The 22,645-nt window shown below is 71.8% G+C and carries 24 protein-coding genes; 13 read left to right on the forward strand and 11 right to left on the reverse strand.

Features of this window, described 5'->3' with window-relative positions; translation table 11 throughout:
* Positions 1 to 6: 6 nt before the first annotated feature.
* Together ACWC2B_RS31815 and ACWC2B_RS31820 are read left to right on the forward strand one after the other, a co-directional pair.
* A complete protein-coding gene (locus ACWC2B_RS31815) occupies positions 7 to 519 on the forward strand; it encodes a sigma factor-like helix-turn-helix DNA-binding protein (RefSeq protein ID WP_450722707.1) in 513 nt (170 codons plus the stop codon).
* Between the two features lie 70 nt (positions 520 to 589).
* A complete protein-coding gene (locus tag ACWC2B_RS31820; protein ID WP_450722709.1) occupies positions 590 to 844 on the forward strand; it encodes a hypothetical protein in 255 nt (84 codons plus the stop codon).
* An 18-nt stretch (positions 845 to 862) separates the two neighbouring features.
* Here the strand turns inward: ACWC2B_RS31820 and ACWC2B_RS31825 are convergent, their stop codons facing one another.
* A complete protein-coding gene (locus ACWC2B_RS31825; RefSeq protein ID WP_450722711.1) occupies positions 863 to 2,026 on the reverse strand; it encodes a cystathionine gamma-synthase in 1,164 nt (387 codons plus the stop codon).
* A gap of 69 nt (positions 2,027 to 2,095) precedes the next feature.
* On the opposite strand from ACWC2B_RS31825, the gene ACWC2B_RS31830 reads away from it, so the two are divergent.
* Both ACWC2B_RS31830 and msrA read left to right on the forward strand, forming a co-directional pair.
* Entirely contained in the window at positions 2,096 to 3,205 is a 1,110-nt protein-coding gene (locus tag ACWC2B_RS31830; protein WP_450722713.1) for a hypothetical protein, read from the forward strand.
* Positions 3,206 to 3,301: 96 nt separating this feature from the next.
* Positions 3,302 to 3,967: a peptide-methionine (S)-S-oxide reductase MsrA gene (gene msrA / locus ACWC2B_RS31835; RefSeq protein WP_450722715.1), complete on the forward strand. Its 666-nt coding sequence runs from the start codon at positions 3,302 to 3,304 to the stop codon at positions 3,965 to 3,967.
* 638 nt (positions 3,968 to 4,605) lie between these two features.
* Here the strand turns inward: msrA and ACWC2B_RS31840 are convergent.
* Positions 4,606 to 5,211: a TetR/AcrR family transcriptional regulator gene (locus ACWC2B_RS31840; RefSeq protein ID WP_450722717.1), complete on the reverse strand. Its 606-nt coding sequence runs from the start codon at positions 5,209 to 5,211 to the stop codon at positions 4,606 to 4,608.
* Positions 5,212 to 5,427: 216 nt separating this feature from the next.
* On the opposite strand from ACWC2B_RS31840, the gene ACWC2B_RS31845 reads away from it, so the two are divergent.
* Both ACWC2B_RS31845 and ACWC2B_RS31850 read left to right on the forward strand, forming a co-directional pair.
* Positions 5,428 to 6,372, forward strand: coding sequence for an alpha/beta fold hydrolase (locus ACWC2B_RS31845; protein WP_450722719.1), 945 nt, complete (start codon positions 5,428 to 5,430; stop codon positions 6,370 to 6,372).
* 48 nt (positions 6,373 to 6,420) lie between these two features.
* A complete protein-coding gene (locus tag ACWC2B_RS31850; protein WP_450722721.1) occupies positions 6,421 to 7,041 on the forward strand; it encodes a DUF4291 domain-containing protein in 621 nt (206 codons plus the stop codon).
* A gap of 65 nt (positions 7,042 to 7,106) precedes the next feature.
* On the opposite strand, the gene ACWC2B_RS31855 is transcribed toward ACWC2B_RS31850, so the two are convergent.
* Positions 7,107 to 7,778 carry a GntR family transcriptional regulator gene (locus ACWC2B_RS31855; protein WP_450722723.1) on the reverse strand — a complete coding sequence of 224 codons (672 nt, stop codon included), beginning with the start codon at positions 7,776 to 7,778 and terminating at the stop codon, positions 7,107 to 7,109.
* 90 nt (positions 7,779 to 7,868) lie between these two features.
* On the opposite strand from ACWC2B_RS31855, the gene ACWC2B_RS31860 reads away from it, so the two are divergent.
* A complete protein-coding gene (locus ACWC2B_RS31860; RefSeq protein WP_450722725.1) occupies positions 7,869 to 8,858 on the forward strand; it encodes a DMT family transporter in 990 nt (329 codons plus the stop codon).
* Between the two features lie 200 nt (positions 8,859 to 9,058).
* Here ACWC2B_RS31860 and ACWC2B_RS31865 read toward each other — a convergent pair whose 3' ends face one another.
* The gene (locus ACWC2B_RS31865; protein WP_450722727.1) at positions 9,059 to 10,096 is read right to left on the reverse strand and encodes an NAD(P)-dependent alcohol dehydrogenase; all 1,038 of its coding nucleotides are present in this window, start codon (positions 10,094 to 10,096) and stop codon (positions 9,059 to 9,061) included.
* 159 nt (positions 10,097 to 10,255) lie between these two features.
* On the opposite strand from ACWC2B_RS31865, the gene ACWC2B_RS31870 reads away from it, so the two are divergent.
* Positions 10,256 to 11,113, forward strand: a complete 858-nt coding sequence (locus ACWC2B_RS31870; protein ID WP_450722729.1) for a helix-turn-helix domain-containing protein — start codon at positions 10,256 to 10,258, stop codon at positions 11,111 to 11,113.
* A gap of 56 nt (positions 11,114 to 11,169) precedes the next feature.
* Here ACWC2B_RS31870 and ACWC2B_RS31875 read toward each other — a convergent pair whose 3' ends face one another.
* Together ACWC2B_RS31875 and ACWC2B_RS31880 are read right to left on the reverse strand one after the other, a co-directional pair.
* Complete coding sequence (locus tag ACWC2B_RS31875; RefSeq protein WP_450722731.1) at positions 11,170 to 12,438, reverse strand: L,D-transpeptidase; 1,269 nt, start codon at positions 12,436 to 12,438, stop codon at positions 11,170 to 11,172.
* Between the two features lie 256 nt (positions 12,439 to 12,694).
* Entirely contained in the window at positions 12,695 to 13,021 is a 327-nt protein-coding gene (locus ACWC2B_RS31880) for a hypothetical protein (protein WP_450722733.1), read from the reverse strand.
* Between the two features lie 108 nt (positions 13,022 to 13,129).
* Here ACWC2B_RS31880 and ACWC2B_RS31885 point away from each other — a divergent pair, with 108 nt between their 5' ends.
* Positions 13,130 to 13,411: an LPXTG cell wall anchor domain-containing protein gene (locus ACWC2B_RS31885; protein WP_450722735.1), complete on the forward strand. Its 282-nt coding sequence runs from the start codon at positions 13,130 to 13,132 to the stop codon at positions 13,409 to 13,411.
* 110 nt (positions 13,412 to 13,521) lie between these two features.
* Here the strand turns inward: ACWC2B_RS31885 and hutH are convergent, their stop codons facing one another.
* The 5 genes from hutH to ACWC2B_RS31910 form a co-directional block, all read right to left on the reverse strand.
* The gene (gene hutH, locus ACWC2B_RS31890) at positions 13,522 to 15,063 is read right to left on the reverse strand and encodes a histidine ammonia-lyase (protein WP_450722776.1); all 1,542 of its coding nucleotides are present in this window, start codon (positions 15,061 to 15,063) and stop codon (positions 13,522 to 13,524) included.
* A gap of 353 nt (positions 15,064 to 15,416) precedes the next feature.
* A complete protein-coding gene (locus ACWC2B_RS31895) occupies positions 15,417 to 16,550 on the reverse strand; it encodes a diguanylate cyclase domain-containing protein (RefSeq protein ID WP_450722737.1) in 1,134 nt (377 codons plus the stop codon).
* Positions 16,551 to 16,646: 96 nt separating this feature from the next.
* Positions 16,647 to 17,435, reverse strand: a complete 789-nt coding sequence (locus ACWC2B_RS31900) for an enoyl-CoA hydratase/isomerase family protein (protein ID WP_450722739.1) — start codon at positions 17,433 to 17,435, stop codon at positions 16,647 to 16,649.
* Positions 17,436 to 17,499: 64 nt separating this feature from the next.
* Positions 17,500 to 18,714, reverse strand: coding sequence for an adenylate/guanylate cyclase domain-containing protein (locus ACWC2B_RS31905; protein WP_450722741.1), 1,215 nt, complete (start codon positions 18,712 to 18,714; stop codon positions 17,500 to 17,502).
* A gap of 115 nt (positions 18,715 to 18,829) precedes the next feature.
* Positions 18,830 to 19,729: a biotin--[acetyl-CoA-carboxylase] ligase gene (locus ACWC2B_RS31910; protein WP_450722743.1), complete on the reverse strand. Its 900-nt coding sequence runs from the start codon at positions 19,727 to 19,729 to the stop codon at positions 18,830 to 18,832.
* A gap of 132 nt (positions 19,730 to 19,861) precedes the next feature.
* On the opposite strand from ACWC2B_RS31910, the gene ACWC2B_RS31915 reads away from it, so the two are divergent.
* The 4 genes from ACWC2B_RS31915 (at position 19,862) to ACWC2B_RS31930 (ending at position 22,645) form a co-directional block, all read left to right on the forward strand.
* Positions 19,862 to 21,472, forward strand: a complete 1,611-nt coding sequence (locus ACWC2B_RS31915; RefSeq protein ID WP_450722745.1) for an acyl-CoA carboxylase subunit beta — start codon at positions 19,862 to 19,864, stop codon at positions 21,470 to 21,472.
* Positions 21,473 to 21,492: 20 nt separating this feature from the next.
* On the forward strand, positions 21,493 to 21,699 hold the full coding sequence (locus tag ACWC2B_RS31920) for an acyl-CoA carboxylase epsilon subunit (RefSeq protein ID WP_450722747.1): 207 nt from the start codon (positions 21,493 to 21,495) through the stop codon (positions 21,697 to 21,699).
* A gap of 176 nt (positions 21,700 to 21,875) precedes the next feature.
* On the forward strand, positions 21,876 to 22,004 hold the full coding sequence (mmpB, locus tag ACWC2B_RS31925) for a morphogenic membrane protein MmpB (RefSeq protein WP_267887038.1): 129 nt from the start codon (positions 21,876 to 21,878) through the stop codon (positions 22,002 to 22,004).
* 29 nt (positions 22,005 to 22,033) lie between these two features.
* The gene (locus ACWC2B_RS31930) at positions 22,034 to 22,645 is read left to right on the forward strand and encodes a Maf family protein (RefSeq protein ID WP_450722749.1); all 612 of its coding nucleotides are present in this window, start codon (positions 22,034 to 22,036) and stop codon (positions 22,643 to 22,645) included.

The raw sequence follows: 22,645 nt of genomic DNA on the forward strand, positions 1-22,645 counted from the left end.
AGGCACATGCGCGAGCGGTACTCCAGCCAACACCGCCGCCGCACCCGGGAGTTCGAGGCATACGTGGCGGGCGCGGGGGGCCGGTTGCTGCATGCCGCCACCCTGCTGACCGCCGAGCTTCCCGACGACAACCCGCGCGCCCGGCGCCTGTTGACCGCCGCCCTGGCCGAAACGTACGCCCGCTGGCACCGGCTGCGCGGTGAGGACCCGTACGACCGCACCCGCCAGGAGATCGCCGCCCGGTTCGCCCGCGGCGCCTGGCGCTACCACCGGCCGGTCGTCCCCGGCCTGCCCCGGCCGCACGTCGACGAGGGGCTCCTCGCGCGGCTGACCCCGCAGGAACGGCTCATCCTCGTCCTGCGCCTTTACGAAGGCGTCGCCGAGGAGCAGACCGCGGCGCTGGTCGGACTGCCGGCCGACCGGGTCCGCGCGATCTGCACGCGGGCGATCGCCACGATGCGCAGCACCCCTGCGACACCGCCCGCGCCCGCCGCCCCGGCCCCCGGGGTGGCCACATGAGCGGAAACGCGGGCCGGCACGCGGCCGGGCCCTCGCGTCGGCCCGGGACCCTGGAACGGGAGGCCGTCCGATGAGAACGCCCGACCGCAAGACCGCCGAGGTCCGCCGCCTCCTGGAGAGCGGCCCGCACCCGGCCGTGCCGGCCGAACTGGCCGCCCAGGCAGTCGAGTTGGGCCTGCGCATGCTGCACCGGAGGCGCCTCGTACGCCGCACCCTGTGGCTGCTGCTCGCGGTGGCGGTGATCGTCTTCCTGGTCTGGGCCTCGCTGGCCCAGCCGTGGGTGACGCCGCCTTCCACGGTGACGCCACCCGTCGAGGGGCTCTAGGCCCGCTCAAGCCCGGCTCTAACCCAGCGCCTGCTGAAGGTCGGCGAGAAGATCGTCCGCGTTCTCGATGCCCACCGAGACCCGGACGAGGTCCGCCGGGACTTCAAGCGCGGAGCCCGCGACGCTGGCGTGCGTCATGCGGCCCGGGTGCTCGATGAGCGACTCGACCCCGCCGAGGGACTCACCGAGCGTGAACAGCTTCGTACGGTTGCAGACCTCGACCGCCGCTTCCTCGCCGCCCTCGACGCGGAAGGAGACCATGCCGCCGAAGGCCCGCATCTGCTTGGCCGCGACGTCGTGGCCCGGGTGCTCGGGCAGCCCCGGGTACAGGACCTGGGTGACCTTGGCGTGCCGGGTCAGCATCTCGGCGACCTTGCCCGCGTTCTCGCTGTGCCGGTCCATGCGCACGGGCAGCGTCTTGATGCCGCGCAGCACCAGCCACGAGTCGAAGGGCCCGGCGACCGCGCCCATCGCGTTCTGGTGGTACGCCAACTCCTCGCCGATCTCGGCCGAGTTGGCGATCAGCGCGCCGCCCACGACGTCGGAGTGCCCGCCCATGTACTTGGTCAGCGAGTGCACGACGATGTCCGCGCCGAGCGACAGCGGCTGCTGCAGGTAGGGGCTGGCGAAGGTGTTGTCGACGACGAGCTTGGCGCCCGCGTCCGCCGCCACCTGCGCCACGGCCGCGATGTCCGTGATCCCGAGCAGCGGGTTGGAGGGCGTCTCCACCCAGATGACCTTCGTACGGTCGGTGACGGCGGCCCGCACGGACGCCGGGTCCGAGGTGTCGGCGACCGACCACTCCACACCCCAGCGTGAGACGACCTTCGCGAACAGGCGGAACGTGCCGCCGTAGGCGTCGTTCGGGATCACGACGTGGTCGCCGGGGGCGAGCAGCGTACGCAGCAGGCAGTCCTCGGCGGCCAGACCGGACGCGAAGGCGAGGCCGCGGCGGCCGCCTTCGAGCGCCGCCAGGTTCTCTTCGAGGGCGGTCCGCGTCGGGTTCGCGCTGCGGCTGTACTCGTAGCCGCCGCGCAGGCCGCCGACGCCGTCCTGCTTGTAGGTGGAGACCTGGTAGATCGGGGGTACGACCGCACCGGTCAGCGGATCCGCGGTGTTCCCGGCATGGATCGCGATGGTCTCGAAGCTCTTGACCGCATCGTCTGCGTGCTTTTGGCTCATGGTCCAGAGCCTAGTTCGTCGGCCCACCGGGTTCGTCATATCCGGCCGCGGTCTGGTTCGCTGGAGGGCATGGAGATTCTGTGGACCCTGCTCGCGCTGTGCATGCTCGTCGCGATCATCGGCCGGTTCGTGTTCCGCCGTGGCGGGGCCGGCATCCAGCTGTCCCGGCCCGGTGCGCCCGATGCCGCCGACCCCGCGGCGTACGGCTTCGCGCTCCAGGAGGAGCTCGACGTGCGCATGCCCGGACCCGACCAGGATCTCCTCGACGTGCTCGCCGTGGTGCAGCAGACCCAGGACTGGAAGCCGGCCGCCCGTCTCCTCGCCGAGACCCCGAAGGAGGGCGAGCGGCGCTGGCAGCGCGTCCAGGCCTTCGCGGGCGCGGCCTCCCTCGAACTCGCCCAGCGCCCCGGTGTCGGCGGGGCCTGGCTGCGCAAGTGGCGCTCGGAGGCGCCGAAGGACGCGGGGGCCGCGCAGGTCCACGCGGAGTTCCTGGTCCAGCAGGCCTGGCGGTCCTCGTCCGTCGGCCAGGACGACTTCCGCATCATCCTGGAGGAGGCCCGCACGGTCTGCGGCGAGGCCGCGCTGCTCGCGCCGGGCGACCCCGTCCCGTACATCACCGAACTCGCGGTGGCCCGTGGACTGGCCTACCCCCGCCCGGAGTTCGACCAGCTGTGGGCCAAGGTCATGGACCGCGCCCCGCACCACATGGGCGCGCACCTCGCGGCGCTGCACTACCACTGCGAGAAGTGGCACGGCTCGCGCGTCCAGGCCGACGAGTTCGCCACGTCGGCCGCGGCCCGCGCCCCGCGCGGCTCGCTGCTCTCCGCGCTGCCCCTCTTCGCGGTGTACGAGCACGTCCCCGATGTGGTCCTCGTGTCCGACTTCTTCCGCACGGCGGTGGTGAGCCGCGCCATGGAGGGCGCCCTGCACGCCGTCCACCAGGCCCGCCCCGACGACCCGGTCCTGCCCCAGGTCCGCCACCTCCTGGTCTTCTTCCTGGTACGCGCCGAACGCTGGGCGGAGTCGATGGACCAGTTCGTCGCCCTGGACGGCTATGTGGGTGCCCTCCCCTGGACGGTCTCCGAGGACCCGGCGGCGGACTACACCCTGTGCCGGGCCCTGGCGGTGGCGGGCTACGAGGCGAACGGCGGGAGCCCGGCGACGCTGCGGCGGCCGTGACGCGAGGCCGATGGGGGTGGCCGGAATCTCTCGGCCCGGCCGTACGTTGCGTATAGGCACCCACAGCGGGACCCACACCTTTCCGAGGAGCCCCCGATGATCTTCGGCCGCCGTACGCCCGAGCTGCCCACCCCCGAGCAGGCCCTCAAGGGACGCCCGGAGCCCGAATTCACCCTGCCGTCCCGGCACACCGTGCTCGGCAACCCGCTGGCGGGCCCGTACCCCGAGGGGCTTGAGGTCGCGGACTTCGGGATGGGCTGCTTCTGGGGCGCCGAGCGCAAGTTCTGGCAGACCCCGGGCGTCTGGACGACGCTGGTCGGCTACCAGGGCGGGAGCACGGTGAACCCCGCGTACGAGGAAGTCTGCTCGGGCCTGACGGGCCACACGGAGGCGGTCCGGGTGGTCTACGACCCCGCCCTCGTCTCGTACGAGCAGCTCCTGAAGGTGTTCTGGGAGAACCACGACCCGACGCAGGGCTTCCGCCAGGGCAACGACGTGGGCACCCAGTACCGCTCGGCGATCTACACCCACACCCCCGCCCAGGAGGCCACGGCCCAGTCCTCCCGCGAGGCCTACCAGAAGGTCCTGACGGCCTCGGGCCACGGCACGATCACAACGGAACTGCTCCCCGCGGAGGGGCGTCCGTTCTACGCCGCGGAGCCTTACCACCAGCAGTACCTGGACAAGAACCCGGCGGGGTACTGCGGGATCGGGGGCACAGGCGTGTCCTGCCCGATCGGGGTGGCCAGGGCCGAGAGCTGACCCTGTCGGCAGCGTCCCGACGCCGGTCGTGTCGAAGAGTTGGCCGAGGCGTTGCGGAGGTCGGCCGGCCCGCGGCCCCCGGCAAGGTGACGGCTCGCTCCCCTCGCGGTCGGGCAGCACCGTCTCGCCCGCCTCGGAAGGCAACCGGCCGCTGTCGGCCAGGGGCCGGCCGGGGTCCGTTCGGGGGAGTCCGAGCGGTTCATGGCGTACCGGGCCGCGGGTTCGGGTGAATTGCTGGGGACATCAGTATTCGGCCGGACAGGCGGTAGGCGTGAGTGATCCGAGGACGACCATGGGGGATCCCGTGCACCTGACACTGCCGCACGCGCCGCCCCGGCCCGCGCCGGGCTGCCCGGTGTGTGCGGAGTTGGTCGGGGTGCGGCGGGCGGCTCGGGCGCGGGGGGATCTGTCGGCGGTCACGGATGCCGATGTGGAGATCCGGCAGCACCCGCATCCCGCCCGGCGGCAGCGGCGCTGAGCCCGTCAACAAACCCCCAGGTCAGCCCACTCGCTGGACCAGGATCGAGTCCGCCCGCCGAAGGAAACCACACCGGTCCGCCCCCGACGGCCAGTAGCCCCGATTACGCCGAGCCCCCAGCCCGTCCGGAAGCCCCGGAAGCCCCGAATACGCCGAGACCTCAGCTCACCCGGAAGATCCGGTCCAGGTGCAGCCTCAGCACCGCCGTCGCCGACTCCGCGTCCCGCTGGCCGACCAGGATGCTCGTGCCGAGACCGGCCGACATCGCGAGGAGGCCGATCGCCTCGCCCCTCGCGTCGATCCCCGGAGCGGTGAGGTCCGCGTCCCGCGCCTGCTGGAGGAGGCCCGCGACGGCCTCCTCCGCCGCGTCCGGGTTCGCGATGAACGGCTGGGCGGCCAGCACCTCGTCGGTCATGGCCAGGACCGCGTACGAGGTGTAGAGGAAGTGGAAGGTGCGGCTCTCGTCGTCGGTGGGCAGGGCCGCCATCAGCAGGGCCTCGATCGTGGCGCGCGGGCCCGGCGCGTCCCCAACTGCCTTGATCCGCGCGGCGACCCGCTCCCCGAACCGTTCCGTCAGATGCTGCAGCCCGAAGAGCAGCAGCTTCTCCTTGGTCTCGAAGTAGTACTGGATCAGCCGCAGCGACACCCCCGCCTCCGCCGCCACATCGCGCATCCCCACCGCGTGCAGCCCGCGCCGGCCCGCGACCCGGACGAGCGCCTCGGTGATCTCGGTTCGTCGTTGTGCGTGGTCCACGCGCTTCGGCATCGGTTGCGTCCCGGCCTCTCGTCCATCGCCCTCTGCACAGCCACCGTCACTGTCACCGTCACCTGTACAGCCATCGTCATCCGCACCGGTTCACCCGGGCCCGGCCGCAGCACAGGCCACCTGGCCCGGCCGGTCGATTTTCATGGTACAGCCGTATCAAGTTGATGGTACGGTCGTACCACGAACGAGCCCGATCACCTCCGGAGGTGGCTTCCCGTGCCCAAGTCCACGACCCGCGAACGTGTCCGGCCCGATGTCGGGCGGTATGTGAGCGACGCCCTGCGCGACCGCTACTTCGCCGCGTGCGACGCCCTCTACGCGCTGGGTGCGCCGGCCGTCGCGGAGCGGGACGTGGAGACGAGCTTCGGTACGACCCACGTCTACCGGTACGGATCCGACGACCCGGCCGTCGCCTCGCGCACCCCGGTCGTCCTGGTGCACGGCGCCGGGAGTTGCTCCGCGATGTGGTACCCGAACACCGCCGCGCTCAGCGCCGAGCGCCCCGTCTACGCGATCGACACCCCGGGCGACCCGGGCCGCAGCATGCAGCGCGAGCCCATTCACCAGCCCGAACGCGCCGCCCAGTGGCTGGACGAGACGCTCGCCGGGCTCGGGCTCGACCGCGTTCACCTCGTCGGCTCGTCCTACGGCGGCTGGCTCGCCCTGAACCAGGCGCACCTGCGGCCCGGCCGCCTCGCGTCGGTCACCCTGCTCGATCCGGGCGGCCTGGAGAAGGTCGGCCTGCGCTTCTTCGTCTGGATCTTCGCCAGCCTCTTCGCGACCTCGGCCCCCAAGGCGCTGCGCCCGCGCCTGGCGGCCTGGCTGGAGCAACCCGTCCTCGTCGTACCGGAGTTGCGCGCGATGAGCAGGGCGAGCGTCCGTGCGTACCGCATTCGCCGCCCCGTTCCGCAACCGCTGTCCGACGCGGAGCTGTCCACCGTCCGCACCCCGCTCCATCTGCTGCTCGGCAAGCGCAGTCTGCTCGTGCATCCGCGGCGGCAGGTGGAGCGCGTGCCGCGGCTGGTACCGGGCGCCCGGGCCGAGATCGTCTCCAACACCGGTCATGGCCCGCAGATCGACCACGCGGACGAGATCAACCGCCGGATGCTGGCCTTCATGGACTCGGCCGGCTCCGAACTGCCCGTCCCCGACCGCCCGTAGCCCGATATTCGCTGGTCACACCCCACCCGACCGGGCCACGCTTCCCCCATGGAAGCCACGAAAGCCACGGAAGCCAGCGACGCCACGCAGGACCGCGCCACCACCCCGCCCCGCCAGCAGATCCGCGCCCTGCACACCGAGTCGACGGTCACCGTCTACCAGGCGTACGACCCGGCACTCGGGCTGCCCGCCGCCCGCGACGGGCGGTTTCCGGCCTCGTGGAAAAGGGAGCGGATGACCTGGGTCAAGCCGTCGTTCCTGTGGATGATGTACCGCTCGGCGTGGGGCACGAAGGACGGGCAGCGCACCGTGCTCGCCGTCGAGATCCGGCGGGACGGGTTCGACTGGGCGCTCGACCACGCCTGCCTCTCGCATTACGTACGTGAGCTGCACGGCGAACAGGCCGCCTGGAAAAGGGAGTTGAGGCAGGCGCCCGCCCGGGTGCAGTGGGACCCCGAGCGGGACCTGCGGCTGCGACCGCTGCCGTACCGCTCACTGCAACTCGGCCTCGCCGGGGAGGCTGTGCGGCGGTACGCGGACGAGTGGATCGTCGGCATCCGCGATGTGACCCCGCTCGCCCACCGCGTCCACGCTCTCGTACGGGACGGCCAACTCGACGCTGCCCAAGCCCTGTTGCCCGACGAGCGGGTCTATCCCCGGGCCGTATAGATCTACAGGTCGCTCAATCCGCTACCTCTTTCCGGTAGCTCACTGCGGTTGCTCAACCCGGTACCTCAATCCAGCTCCGCCCAGATCTCGTACGAGATCTCCGCCGCCCGGTCCGCGTCCCGCGCTTCGCATGCCGCGATCAGTTCCTCGTGGCGGGCGGCCGAGGCGCGGGCCGCCGTGCTGGAGAAGCGCTGGTGTTCCAGGCGGCGCAGCAGCGGGGTGTAGCGGGTCACCGTGTCGGCCAGCGGCTGGTTGCCGCTCGCCGCGACCGGGACGGCGTGGAAGGCGTCGTCGGCCGCGATCGCCGCCGCGACGTCACCCGCCCTCACCGCTCGTACGAACTCCTCGTTCGCCGTACGCATCTGGGCCAGGTGGTCCGGCTCCAGGCGCGGCAGGGCCTCACGTACCGCGAGGGTGTGCATCGCGCCCACCACGGCGAGCGCGCCCCGGATCTCCTTGGCGACCAGCGGGGCCACCCGCGTGTAGCTCTGCGGCTTGGACACGACCAGGCGTTCGGCGGTGAGCCGGGCCAGTGCGTCGCGGACCGGCGCGCGGGAGAGGCCAAGGCGGGCGGCGAGCTCGGCGTCGCTCAGTTTCGCGCCGGGGGCGAACTCCCCCGACACGATCGAGGCGAGCAGCGCCTCGTACGCGACATCGCGCAGCAGACGGCGGGACGGCTCGGAGGCAGGGGCGGAGGAGACGGAAGCGGGGGCGGGGGCGGGCTCTTCGGTTGGCACGACTAACATTTTAGTTTGTGATCGACTGCGGGCGGGCGTCGTAAGGCGAGTGCGGGCAGGCGTGAAGGGCGTAGCGAGGGAGCACGGGGCGTGGACAGGAACCGACGGGCCGCCGTGCCCATGGGGCTCGGCGTTGTCGCCGCCGCCTGTTTCGCGACCAGCTTCGTACTCAACCGCGAGATGAGCCTGGCGGGCGGCTCCTGGCTGTGGAGTGCGAGCCTTCGCTATCTGTTCATGGTGCCGCCGCTCGTGCTGCTTGTCTGGATACGGGGCGGCCTTTCCGGGGTCGTACGGAGTCTGCGCGCCCGGCCCGGGGCGTGGCTGGGCTGGTCGACCGTCGGGTTCGGGCTGTTCTACGCGCCGCTCACCTGGGCGAGCCAGGAGGGTGCGGGGTGGCTGCTCGCGGCGACCTGGCAGCTCGTGATCGTCGCGGGGATCGTGATCGGCGGGCGGGTGCCGCGCCGCACCCTCGCGGTCTCGCTGCTCATCGTCGCCGGGGTCGCACTCGCGCAGACCCAGAACGCGCACGGCATGGATGCCGGTACGGTCGCCCGGGTCGTCGTTCCGGTGCTGGTCGCGGCCGTCGCCTACCCGCTCGGCAACCGGAAGCTGCTCGGCCGCGACGGCCTCGACGGGGTGCAGCGCACGCTCGCCATGACGCTCGGCTCGCTGCCGCTGTGGGTGGCCCTCGCCGCTACGGCGGGCCTGCGCGTCGGTGCGCCGGGGCGGGACCAGGTCGTCCAGTGCCTGATCGTCGCGCTGGCTTCCGGGGTGGTCGCGACCACCCTGTTCTTCCGCGCCACCGATCTCGTACGGGACCGGCCGGCCGCGCTGGGCGCGGTGGAGGCGACCCAGGCCGCGGAGGTGCCCTTCACCCTGGCGGGTGAGGCCCTGGTGACCGGCATCGCGCCCCCGACCCCCACCGCCTGGACGGGCCTCGCGCTCATCGTCGGCGGCCTCTGCCTGCACGCCCTGCACCGGCCCCCGCCGGAACTGCCCGCCCCCGCTTGCGCCAGTGCCACACCTGCTCGCCCAGAAACCCCTGCCCCTCGATCACCGTCGTCTGCCCGAACTCCTTGACCAGCTCGATGACTTCGGCCCCGCGAGACAGTTCGGCGGGCCGGCGGTCGGGCGTGGGTGGTGATCACGCGATCGAGCCTGAGGAGGGCGCGCGGAGGCAAGCGAACGGCCCCGGAGGCAGGGGAACCTCCGGGGCCGCGGCACCCCGGCCGAGCCGCCCAGGGGCAGCCGGATCGGCAGAGGCAGCGGGATCAGCAGCGTCAGATCGTCGCCGTGTCGATCACGAAGCGGTAGCGCACGTCGCTGGCAAGGACCCGCTCGTACGCCTCGTTGATCTGGTCGGCGCGGATCAGCTCGATCTCGGCGCCCAGGCCGTGCTCGGCGCAGAAGTCGAGCATCTCCTGGGTCTCGGCGATGGAGCCGATCATCGAACCGGCGAGGATCTTGTTGCCGCCGATGAGGCCGAACATGTTGAGCGAGTTCGGCTCCTCGGGGGCTCCCACGTTGACGAACGCGCCGCCCGTCTTCAGGAGCGAGAGGTACGCGCCCAGGTCCAGCGGCGCGGACACGGTGGAGACGATCAGGTCGAGGGAGCCGGCGAGCTGCTTGAAGGTCTCCTCGTCGCTGGTCGCGTAGTAGTGGTCGGCTCCCAGCTTGAGCCCGTCGTCCTTCTTGCGCAGCGACTGGCTGAGCACGGTCACCTCTGCGCCCAGGGCGTGCGCGATCTTGACGCCCATGTGGCCGAGGCCGCCGAGCCCGAGGATGGCGACCTTCTTGCCGGGGCCGGCCTGCCAGCGCTTGAGCGGCGAGTACAGGGTGATGCCGGCGCACAGCAGCGGGGCCGCGACGTCCAGCGGGATGCTGTCGGGGATGCGCAGGGTGTGGTCGGCGTCCACGACGATGTGGGTGGAGTAGCCGCCGTAGGCGGGCTTGCCGTCCCGGCCGATCGAGTTGTACGTCGAGACACCGTCCTGACAGAACTGGTTCTGCCCCGAGCGACAGGCCTCGCACGTGCCGCAGGAGTCGACGAAGCAGCCCACGCCCGCGCGGTCGCCGACCTGGAACTTGGTGACGGCGGAGCCGACCTCGGTGATCACACCGGCGATCTCGTGGCCCGGCACCATCGGGAAGATGGCCTGGCCCCAGCCCTCGCTGGCCTGGTGGATGTCGGAGTGGCAGATACCGGCGTACTTGATCTCGATGAGCACGTCGTTCGGGCCCACCGGACGGCGCTCGATGGTGGTGCGCTCCAGGGGAGCCTTGGCGGCGGGGGCGGCGTAGGCGGCGACGGTGGTCATGTGCCGGTCTCCTCAAATCTTTGGGTACGCGATCCAGCCTGCACCAGTTCCCACCTGCCACCCAGGCCCCTGTTCTGCCTACGTCCACCGTGCGTACCACTGACAGGGTCAGGCTCCCGGTCGTACGACCAGGCCTCTGACCACGGATACTGGGGTGTCATGGACCAGCGTGCCGAACTCAGCGAATTCCTCCGCTCCCGCCGGGCCCGGCTGAAGCCGGCGGACGTGGGGATGCCCGACCACGGGCGCCACCGCAGGGTGCCCGGCCTGCGCCGGGAGGAGCTGGCGCAGCTGGCCGGGGTGTCGGTGGCTTACTACACGCGCCTGGAGCAGGGCAACGCGCAGAACGTGTCCGTGGAGGTCCTGGAGGCGATCGGGCGGGCGCTGCGCCTGAACGACACCGAGCAGAACCACCTGACCCACCTCGCCAAGGGCAAGGCGAAGAAGAAGCGCGCCTCGGCCGCCCGGGCGCACGAGTTCCGTCCGGCGCTACAGCAGCTGATCGACGCTATGGAAGGCGTGCCCGCCTACCTCCTCGGGCCGCGCCTGGACATCCTCGCCTGGAACCGGATGGCGGCCGCCCTGCTCGGCGACCTGTCCCAACTTCCGCCGCAGGAACGGAACTTGGCGCGCCACGTCTTCCTCGACCCGGCGTCGCGTTCGCTGTACGTCGACTGGCACAACAAGGCCGTCGACGTGGTGAGCGTGCTGCGGCTGTGCGCGGGCTGCTATCCCGACGATCCTCAACTGACCGCGCTGATCGGTGAGTTGTCCGTCAAGAGCGAGGAGTTCCGCTCGATGTGGGCGGCGCACACGGTCGCCGACAAGGGCCACGGTGTGAAGCGGCTGCGGCATCCGGTGGTGGGTGAGCTGACGCTGGCGTACGAGACGCTGAAGCTGCCGGACGCGCACGACCTGTCGCTGGTCACCTTCCACGCGGAGCCCGGCTCGAAGTCCGAGGAGTCGCTGCGGCTGCTCGGCAGCTGGAACGCCGAGCAGCCGGTGCGGGCGGCCTGAGGGGCCCGATGCCCGAGCCCCCGAGGGGGGCTCCGAGACAGAGCCCCCGTAGCGGGTCAGACGGCGGAGCCGGCCTTCCACTGGTCCCAGCTCATGTTCCAGCCGTTGAGGCCGTTGTCGGGCTGGATCGTCTTGTCGTGGGAGTTCTTCATGATGACGACGTCGCCGGTGATCGAGTTGTTGTAGAACCAGGCGGCCGTGGTGCTGTCGTCGCCCGCGCCCTTGGTGTCGGACAGGCCGACGCAGCCGTGGCTGGTGTTGGCGCTGCCGAAGATGGACTTGGCGCCCCAGTAGTTGCCGTGGATGAAGGTGCCGGACGCGGACAGGCGCATGGCGTGCGGCACGTCCTTGATGTCGTACTCGCCCTTGCCGTCGTTGTCCGTGAAGCCGACGGTCGCACCGTTCATGCGGGTCTCCTTGTACTTCTCGGAGATCACCATCTGGCCGTTGTACGTCGGGTGCTCGGGGGAGCCCGCGGAGATCGGGATGGTCTTCACGACCTTGCCGTCCTGGGTGACGGTCATGGTGTGGGTGTTGGCGTCGACGGTGGAGACCTGGTTGCGGCCGATCTTGAAGGTGACCGTCTTCTCCTGGACGCCGGTGATGCCGTTGGAGCCCTCGACGCCGTCCAGGTCCATCTTCATGGTGACGGTCGAGTTCTCCTTCCAGTACTCCTGCGGGCGGAAGTCGAGGCGCTGCGAGCCGAACCAGTGCCCGACGACCTCCTGGCCGCTGCTGGACGAGACCGTGATCTTGGCCTGCACGCCCTTCTTGTTGGTGATCGCCTTGTCGAAGTTGACCGACACCGGCATGCCGACACCGACGGTGGAGCCGTCCTCGGGCGTGAAGTTGCCGATGAAGCTGTTCTTCGGGGAGACGGTGGTGAAGGAGGCGTTCTCGTGCGCCTGGCGCCCCTTGGCGTCCGCCGCGGTCGCCGTGATCTTGTACGTCTCCGAGCGCTTCAGGGCCTTCTCGGGCGCCCAGCTGAGGCCGTCGGCGGATATCTTCCCGGCGACCTTGGCACCGTCGGCGGAGGTCAGCGTCACATCGGTCAGCTTGCCCTGGGCGACGGTCACCTTGGTGTCGCTGTTGATGCCGACGTTGTCCGCACCGTTCTTCGGCATGATGGTGATCTTGGCGGCCGAGGTGTCCTTCTCGGCCGCCTTGTCCGCCGCCGCCTGCGCCGACGACGAGCTGTCGGCCTTGGCGCCCTTGTCCCCGTCCCCGTTGCAGGCAGAAAGGACCAGTACGCCGCCGAGCACCGCGCACGCCGCCGCGAGACCCTGCTTGCGCCGCCTACTCTCCGTCTTCACACGCTTCTCCATCGTCGCCTCGTCCCCCCGCCTCATCACGTCTAGAACATCAGACTGCGCGCTCCCGTTCCGCAGCGGGGGTGAATGTGGGGCACACCACGCGTCCGAGGACGGGTCGGGGCGGGACGGTACAAGATCACCAAAAGACCGCCCCCGCATTCCGCGCACCGCCCGCCCCACTTCTTCAGCCTCCGCCAGTCGCCCTCTTCGGTCGCCGTCAGTCCTCGTCAGCCCCTCGTCAGCCCTCTGGCATCGATGTCCTCAGTCCTCACTCCTCGACATTGCCGTCCTCCTCGTCCAGGTCCCATTCCTCGTCGTCGGGGTCGTAACCGACCCGCTCGCTGCTCCACGAGGCCTGGACCAGCTCCGCGCCCGGCAGCGCCTCCACGAGGTCCACGGGGTCCACGAGGTAGGCGAGGGCCTCCGCTCCGTCTTCCCGCACCGCCGCCTCGGCATGCGCGCGTTCCTCGGGTCGCATTGCCGGGTCCTCGGCGATGCGCTCCAGGGCGGCCGCCGCTAGCCGGTCGGCGTCCTCGATCTCCAGGACCAAATCGACGCGGAGCCGAACAAACCGTGATGTCTCTTCTTCGCTCATGCGAGGGAGCGTAGGGCTCAAGCGGGCCGCGACTTTCCCACGACCCGCTGCTTTCACTAGCATCAGCGCATCCCGCCAATTCGACGTATTCGCAAGGGGATCGCTCACTTGTCCGCCGCTCGTCGTCCCCTGCTCACCGCCACCGCGGCGGGCACCCTGCTCTGCGCCCTCTGGTTCGTCCCGTCCGCCAACGCGACGGACGAGCAGCACCCTTCGACGGCCCCCGCGCACTCCGCGTACCGGGCCGACCCCGCCCCCACCGAAGGCCCCCTCGCCCTCGCCGACACCGGCGGCGCGAACACCTCCCCCTACCTGGTCGGCGGCACGCTGTTCCTGGGCCTCGGGGCGGGGTTCGTGACGTACTCGGTCCGCAGATCGCGGGGTTGCTGACCACTCCGTACACACACCGCAACTGCCGCAGCGCGTACGGAAGTCGGCCATACGGAAAGGGCCGCCCGGGATACTGGATCCCGGGCGGCCCTTCCGTATGAGCGGGTGGGTCAGGCGAGCGGACCCGTCACCGGCTCCACGGCGGCGACCAGCTTTCCTTCGCGTACGAAGGCGTCCGCGGCGGCCAGGTCGGGGGCGAGGAAGCGGTCCGGGCCGGGGCCCTGGACGCCGGCCGCGCGGGCCGCGGCGATGGCGGCCTGCGAGGCGGGCGCCGGGGTGAGGCCCTTGCGCAGCTCGATGCCGCGGGTCGCCGCGTACATCTCGACGGCGATGATGCGGGTCAGGTTGTCGACGGCCGTGCGCAGCTTGCGGGCGGCCGACCAGCCCATGGAGACGTGGTCCTCCTGCATGGCGGAGGACGGGATGGAGTCGGCGGAGGCGGGCACCGCGAGCCGCTTCATCTCGCTGACCAGGGCGGCCTGCGTGTACTGGGCGATCATGAGTCCGGAGTCGACACCCGCGTCGTCCGCGAGGAACGGCGGCAGACCGTGGCTGCGGTTCTTGTCGAGGAGGCGGTCGGTGCGGCGCTCGGCGATGGAGCCGAGGTCGGCGGCGGCGATGGCGAGGAAGTCCAGGACGTAGGCGACCGGGGCGCCGTGGAAGTTGCCGTTGGACTCGACGCGGCCGTCGGCCAGCACCACCGGGTTGTCGACGGCGGAGGCCAGCTCGCGTTCGGCGACGGTCAGGGCGTACGCGATGGTGTCGCGGCCCGCGCCGTTGACCTGCGGGGCACAGCGCACCGAGTACGCGTCCTGCACACGCGGCGCCTCTTCCTCCTGGAAGTGGCCGGTCAGGCCCGAACCCTTCAGCACGGCCAGCATGTTGGCGGCCGACGCACCCTGGCCGGGGTGCGGGCGGATGGCGTGCAGTTCGGGGGCGAGCACCTTGTCGGTGCCGAGCAGCGCTTCGAGGGAGAGGGCCGCGGTGATGTCGGCGGAGGTGTAGAGCTTCTTGAGGTCGGCGATGGCCATGCAGAGCATGCCGAGCATGCCGTCGGTGCCGTTGAGGAGGGCGAGGCCCTCCTTCTCGCGCAGCTCGACGGGCTCGATGCCGGCCGCGGCGAGCAGCTCGCCGGCGGGCTTCACGACGCCGTCGGGGCCCTCGGCGTCGCCCTCGCCCATGAGGGTCAGGGCGCAGTGCGAGAGCGGCGCGAGGTCGCCGGAGCAGCCGAGCGAGCCGTACTCGTGGACGACCGGGGTGATGCCCGCGTTGAGCACGTCGGCCATGGTCTGCGCGACGGAGGGGCGCACGCCGGTGTGCCCGGAGGCGACGGTCTTCAGGCGCAGGAACATGAGCGCACGGACGACCTCGCGCTCCACCCGCGGACCCATGCCGGCGGCGTGCGAACGCACGATGTTGCGCTGCAGCTGGGCGCGGAGCTCGGGGCTGATGTGCCGGGAGGCGAGGGCACCGAAGCCGGTGGAGACGCCGTACACCGGCTCCGGCTTGGCGGCCAGCGCGTCGACGATCTCGCGCGCCTTGGCCAGCGCGTCGATCGCCCCGGCGGAGAGCTCGACCTTCGCGTTGCCGCGGGCCACGGCGATGACGTCCTCGGGGGTGGTCCCGGAGGTCCCCACCACGACAGTGTGCATATCCATATTCAGCACCCTACGGATTGAATCCCGTCATGTCACTAGCCCTGGACCCCTGGGGCTCCGCCCCGGACCCCGTTCGCGCCTGAACGGCGCTCGTCCTCGAACTCCCCCAAGGCCATAAGGGCCAGGGGGGACCCCCATGACGGGCTGAAGCACTCCGGTGCGGGCCGGCACCAACCCTGCCAGGGCGCGGGGCTGTGACATGTGCGGCTCCGCCGCGATGGGGGTCCCCCTGTTCATGGGGGTCCCCCCTGTTCGAGCCAAGCCGAGAACTTGGGGGAGAAGCCGAGAACTTGGGGGAGCGCCCAGCCACCCACAGCCCGCACCCGACCAACCGCACGCGGAAGCGCTCAGCTCCGGCCACGGAACCTCCGCCGGTCATGCGGAGCGACAGGCGGCGCGTCGGCGAGGCGCAGCACCGCCCCGTCCCGCCCCGCCACCACCGGCTTCGCCGAACGCGCGGCCTTCGCCCGGTACTGGGCGGCGTCGGCGAGGCGGAACAGCCGACGGGCCGAGCGCACCGGGCCGATGGGGTCCCCTGTCGAGGCCATCCCGCACGCGACCCCCTCCCCGAGCTCCAACTCCCCTGCCCGCAGGCAGAGTTCATCACTCACAGCCAGGACCTCATCGGCGGAGGGCCCCACGGAAAGCAGGCAGAACTCATCCCCGCCGAGCCGCGCGGCCAGCGCGCCCGACAGCCTCGCCCCGCACAGCGAAAGGACCGACCCGAAGCGTTCCAGGAGCCGGTCACCCACGGCGTGGCCCAGCGTGTCGTTGACCCGCTTGAGCCCGTTCAGGTCGCACACGACGAGGCTGACGACGGACCCGTCGGCGCGGTGCCGCTCGATCGCCTCGTCGAGCCGCATGTCGACCGCGCGGCGGTTGGCGAGCCCGGTGAGCGGGTCGGTGAAGGCGAGGCGGCGTACCTCTTCGAGGCGCTCGGTCTGGGCGAGACCGGCCGCCGCGACGGAGGCGAGCACCGTGGCGAAGTCCGCGTCGGCCGCGTCGAAGACGGGCGCCCCGACGGGCCGGGCCACGTACAGCTCGCCCCAGGCCCGTCCGTGCAGCACGATCGGGGCGACCACGCAGCAGCCCCGGCCGCGTCGGCGCAGCGCGGTGACCCGCTCGTGGCAGTACCCCGCTTCGCCTTCGGGCGGCGCGGCGGCCGTCTCGACCCAGGCGTTGGGCTCTCCGCCGCCGGCCCACCGCTCGTGCAGGAACTGGGTGATCTCGGGGAACTGGTGCACCGGGTACGTCTCGTCCTCGGGGAACTCCTGCTCGCCGTGGGCCCGTTCGCCCTCGTTCACCAGGACCCGAAGGTGCCCCAGCTCGCGCTCCCACACCGAGAGCGCGGCGAAGTTCCCGCCGAGCGCGTCGCGCGCACCGAGCGCCGCGGCGCGCCAGGACTCGCGCGGCGTGTGTGCCGCGGCCATGGCCTGCGCCAGCGAAACCACGGCCCGCAGCCGGGCATCCTCTCCACCCATTCCTCCAGCTTAGGGAGGTTCCTGCACCTTGGGGAGGTTCAGTAGGTTTTGCCCCCCGGGATGCCGTCGACGCCGTCGCGCACCCGCCATCCGGGATCACTCCCCGGGCCACACCGGCTTCCGCTTCTCGTTGAACGCGGCCACGCCTTCCGCGCGGTCCCCCGAGAACGCCACCGACCGCCACGCCGCGTCCTCGACCTCCAGGCCGGCCCGCAGGTCGAGGCCCTGGCCGAGCCGCATCGCCCGCTTCGCCGCCCGCAGCCCGACGGGCGAGTTGGCCGCCATGCGCCCAGCGAGCGCGAGCGCTTCCGTACGGGCGTCGTCGGCCAGTACGTCGACGAGCCCCAACTCCCTTGCCTCCACGGCCTCGACGCGGCGCGCGGTGAAGACCAGCTCGGCGGCGCGGGCCGCGCCGACCCTGCGCGGCAGGAGCTGCGTACCGCCGCCGCCGGGGATGACGCCGACCGACACCTCGGGCAGGCCCACCACGGCGGTCGCGTCGGCCACGATCACGTCGCAGGCGAGCGCCAGCTCGAAGCCGCCGCCGAGCGCGAAGCCGTGCACGGCGGCGACGGTGGGCATGGGCAGTTCGAGCACGCCGGTGTACGCGGCGCGGGCGGTGGGCCGCTGGCGTACGAGCTCGGCGTCCGTGAAGGAGTTGCGCTCCTTCAGGTCCGCGCCGACGCAGAACGCCCGCTCGTTCGTGGAGCTCACCACGGTGACCCGGGCGTCGGGGTCGGCGGCGAGCGCGTCGCACGCGGCGGCGATCGAGCGGGCCATCTCCGAGGAGACGGCGTTCATGGCCTTGGGCCGGTCGAGCACCAGCTCGGCGACGTACCCCTCGCGCCGCACCACGACGAACTCCCCGAACCGCTGCTCAGCCATGCCGACCCCTCCGCGTTAACGAACGTTACGTCGGGGTGATCCTAGGCGGTGCCCGGCGGGGCTTCTAGGACAGGCCCTGAGCCTCTCGACGGTGCAGCAGCCAGGGCTCCACCACGCCGAGGCCGCGCACCGGGCGCTGCCACATGGGCTGGAGCGCGAAGCGGTACTTGGCGGCGGGGGCCGACTCCTCGCCCTCCTTCTCGGCGGCCAGCGCGTCCTGGGCGGCCTGCGCCTCCGAGACGGGCGCGTCTCCGGTACGGGCCAGCTCCTCGGCGAACGCCCCGTCGACCAGGACGGCGTCCTTGGGGGCTATCGAGGTGAGCCGGCTCGCGAGGTTCACCGTCGTACCGAACACGTCTCCCATGCGGGTCGTGACGGTGCCGAACGCGATGCCCACGCGCAGAGCCGGCATCGTCTCGTCGCCGGCCATGGTCTCGATGAGCCGCAGCGAGATCTCGGCGGCCGTGCCCGCGTCGTCGGCGGCGAAGAGGACCTCGTCGCCCAGCGTCTTGATGAGCCGCCCGCCGTGGGCCGCGACCAGGTCGGCGGCGGTCGTCTCGAAGGCCTCGACGAGCTCGCCGAGCTCCTCCTCCTCCAGGCGCCGGGTGAGCCGGGTGAATCCGACGAGGTCGGCGAAGCCCACCGCGAGGCGGCGGTCCACCATCTCCTCGTCGTCCGCGGCCTGCACGACGCGCCCGGTCGCGGCGGCGAGCTGGCGCCGCCACACGTAGACGAGGAACTCCTCAAGCTCGGGCAGCAGCAGCTCGACCAGCGGGTACGTGACTTCCGTACGGGTCATGCCGGGCTCGGGGGGTTCGGTGAGCCCCTCCAGAAAAGAATCGATCTGCCATTCGGCCAGCCGGGCGGTGGTCTGCCCCGTGGAGCGCGCGACCTGCACCGCCATGGGCTCGCTGAGCAGCCCCGCCTCGACGAGTCCGGCGAGCCGCCGCAGGGCCAGCACGTCGGCCTCGGTGAGCGCCTTGGCCTGCCCGATGTCGGCGAACCCCATGGCCCGCCAGAACCGGGACGCCAGCTCCATGGAGACGCCCGCGGTACGGGCCGCCTGGAAGGGGGTGTAGCGCCGGTCGGCGCCGAGGATCAGCTGTTCCAGGCGGATGGCGAGCGGGTCGTCGGTCGGTTCGGCGGTGTGGTCGACGGCGTGGTGCGGCGTCGGATACGCGGAGGCCGGGGGGTCCGAAGGGGTGCCGGAGGCGCCGCCGGGGCTGCCGCCGGTACCGGTACCGGCACCCGCACCGGACCGTGTCTCGTCGACGGTCACCGGCCGCCTCCTGCCCGTTGCCTGCGCACTGCCCTGCCGATCTGTCGCTGGATCGGGCTCAACGATACGGCAGGTGTGCCGTAGCTCACGTCCCGGGAGCACCCGGCCCCTTGACCTAGGGCGCCGCCGGGCGCAGGTGCACGATGTCCCCCGCCGCCACCGGGCGCTGGACGCCCTCCGAGGTGGCGAGGACCAGGCGCCCGTCCCCGTCCACCGCGACCGCCTCGCCCTCGACCGACTGGCCGCCGGGCAGCTCCGCCCGCACCGTGCGGCCCAGCGTCGCGCAGGCCGCCGCGTACGCCTCCTGGAGGCCGGACGCCGCCGGGTCGCCCGATGCCGCGCGCCACGACCCGTACCACTGCTCAAGGGAGCGAAGGACCGCGCGCAGCAGGGTGTCGCGGTCCGTGGAGACGGCGCCGGCGAGGGCGAGGGAGCCCGCGCCGGGGACGGGGAGTTCGTCGGCGCGCAGGGTCACGTTGAGGCCGATGCCGACGACGACGCCGTCCGCGCCGGCCCGCTCCGCGAGGATCCCGCCCGCCTTGCGCTCCTCGCCGGTTGGGGCCTCCCCCGGACGGGGCTCGTCGGAGTCCTTGGGGATCGTGACGAGGAGGTCGTTGGGCCACTTCAGGGCCGTGTCGACGCCCGCCGCCCGCGCGAGTCCCGTCGCCACCGCGACCCCGGTGAGCAGCGGCAGCCACCCCCACCGTTCGACGGGCACCGACGCGCCCGGCTTCAGGAGTACGGAGAAGAAGAGCCCGGAGCGGGCCGGCGCCGACCAGCGCCGGTCCAGGCGGCCGCGGCCCGCGGTCTGCTCCTCGGCGACCAGGACCGCGCCCTCGCCGAGCCCGTCCGCCTTCGCCGCGAGGTCGGAGTTGGTGGAGCCGGTCGCGGTGACCACGTCGAGGGAGGTCCACAGCGCGTCCGGCCGCAGCAGGGCGCGGCGCAGCGCGGTGGCGTTCAGGGGCGGCCGGTCGAGGTCGGACCAGCGGCTGTCGGAAGCGTCCGGGGGTGTCATGCAGCCAGGTTAGGCCGCAATTGCAAGGCGCCCCGGGTGTGGCAAACGCCGCACTGCCGAACCGTATCCGCGCCACTACCCTACGAGTCAGTAGCCAGCCACCCCCGTGACCAGGCAGGGAGCCGCATCCCGATGTCCGAGCCGGAAAACGCCCAGAGCGACGCCACCGTCGACATCCACACCACCGCCGGAAAGCTGGCGGATCTGCAGCGCCGCATCGACGAGGCGACCCACGCCGGCTCCGCGCGCGCGATCGAAAAGCAGCACGCCAAGGGCAAGTTGACGGCCCGTGAGCGGGTCGAACTGCTCCTGGACGAGGGCTCGTTCGTGGAGCTGGACGAGTTCGCCCGGCACCGCTCGACCAACTTCGGGATCGAGAAGAACCGCCCGTACGGGGACGGCGTCGTCACCGGGTACGGGACCGTCGACGGCCGCCCCGTGTGCGTGTACTCGCAGGACTTCACCATCTTCGGCGGCTCGCTGGGCGAGGTCTACGGCGAGAAGATCGTCAAGGTCATGGACTTCGCGCTGAAGACCGGCTGCCCGGTCATCGGCATCAACGACGGCGGCGGCGCCCGCATCCAGGAGGGCGTGGTCGCGCTCGGCCTGTTCGCCGAGATCTTCCGCCGCAACGTGCACGCCTCGGGCGTCGTCCCGCAGATCTCCCTGATCGTCGGCCCGTGCGCGGGCGGCGCGGTGTACTCCCCCGCGATCACCGACTTCACGGTGATGGTCGACCAGACCTCGCACATGTTCATCACCGGGCCCGACGTCATCAAGACCGTCACCGGCGAGGACGTCGGCTTCGAGGAGCTGGGCGGCGCCCGCACCCACAACACCACGTCGGGCGTGGCGCACCACATGGCGGGCGACGAGAAGGACGCCATCGAGTACGTCAAGTCCCTCCTGTCGTACCTGCCGTCGAACAACCTGAGCGAGCCCCCGGCCTTCCCCGAGGAGGCCGACCTGGAGGCCACGGACGAGGACCGCGAGCTCGACGCCCTCATCCCGGACTCCGCGAACCAGCCGTACGACATGCACACGGCGATCGAGCACGTCCTGGACGACGGCGAGTTCCTGGAGACCCAGGCCCTGTTCGCGCCGAACATCATCACCGGCTTCGGCCGCGTCGAGGGCTTCCCCGTCGGCATCGTCGCCAACCAGCCGATGCAGTTCGCGGGCTGCCTCGACATTAACGCGTCCGAGAAGGCCGCGCGCTTCGTCCGCACCTGCGACGCGTTCAACGTCCCGGTCCTGACCTTCGTCGACGTCCCCGGCTTCCTCCCCGGGGTCGACCAGGAATACGGCGGCATCATCCGCCGCGGCGCCAAGCTGATCTACGCCTACGCCGAGGCGACGGTCCCGCTGATCACCGTCATCACCCGCAAGGCGTTCGGCGGCGCGTACGACGTCATGGGCTCCAAGCACCTGGGCGCCGACCTCAATCTGGCCTGGCCGACCGCGCAGATCGCCGTCATGGGCGCGCAGGGCGCGGTCAACATCCTGCACCGCCGCACGATCGCCGCCGTCACGGACCCCGACGAGGCAGAGTCGACCCGCGCCGAGCTGATCGCGGACTACGAGGACACGCTGCTCAACCCGTACATCGCGGCCGAGCGCGGCTACGTCGACGCGGTGATCATGCCGTCGGAGACCCGCGCCCACATCGTGCGGGGCCTGCGTCAGCTGCGTACGAAGCGGGAATCCCTCCCTCCGAAGAAGCACGGCAACATCCCCCTCTAGCCACCCCGTAAGGAGCCGCTGTGATCAAGGTCGTACGGGGCAATCCGACCCCGGAGGAGCTGGCCGCCGCACTCGCGGTGGTCCAGGCGCGCGCCGCGGCGACGGCTTCGGCCTCGTCCGGTGCGCCGCAGCCGCCCGAGGGCTGGTCCGACCCGGCGCGCATCGCCCGCCGCACCCTGCCGAGGCCGGGCGCCCGCACGTGGGCCAGGACGTACTGGCCGTCGTAGCCACCAACGGCCGGCCCCTTCGAACGAAGGGGTCCGGCCGCCTTGCGATCGCACGCACCAGACGCCGCGGTCTGATCCGGAAGGGGTTCAGACACAGGCTCTTAGTCAATTGACACCGGGCAGCCTGAGTACCCGTACTCAGGCGCGCCAACGGCCCTGGTCCCACTATCGATTACATGCTGTGGTCAGACCCGGAGAACGAGCCGCCCAAGGAACTGCGCGACGCCCAGGCGATGATGCGCCGGGCGGGCCTGTTCCTCGCCCTGGCCATGGTGATCGCGATGCTCGTGGTCAGCCTGCACTGAGGGCCGGGGCCTGCCCGGGGCGCCTTACGATGGCGCCCATGACTGCTCAGCGCCGCCTCATCCTCGCCTCTCAATCGCCCGCCCGGCTCGGGCTGCTCCGCCAGGCCGGGCTAGCGCCCGAGGTGATCGTCAGCGGCGTCGACGAGGACGCGCTGACCGCGGCCGGCCCCGCCGAGCTCGCCCTCGTGCTCGCCGAGGCGAAGGCGGACGCGGTGGCCGGCCGGCCGGAGGCCGCCGACGCGCTGGTCATCGGCTGCGATTCGGTGCTCGAACTCGACGGCCAGGCGCTCGGCAAGCCCGTCGACGCCGAGGACGCGACGGCCCGCTGGAAGTCGATGCGCGGCCGCTCCGGGATCCTCCAGACCGGCCACTGCGTGATCGACACGGCGACCGGCGGGCGCGCCTCGGCGACCGCGTCGACGGTCGTACGGTTCGGCGAACCCACCGACGCGGAGATCGCGGCATACGTGGCGAGCGGTGAACCCCTTTACGTCGCAGGGGCGTTCACGCTCGACGGCCGCTCGGCGCCCTTCGTCGAGTCCATCGAGGGCGACCACGGAAACGTCATCGGACTCTCGCTGCCGCTGCTGCGCAAGCTGCTCGCCGAGCTCGGGATCTCGATCACCGACCTCTGGGTGTAG

This window comes from Streptomyces sp. NPDC001415, assembly GCF_053597395.1.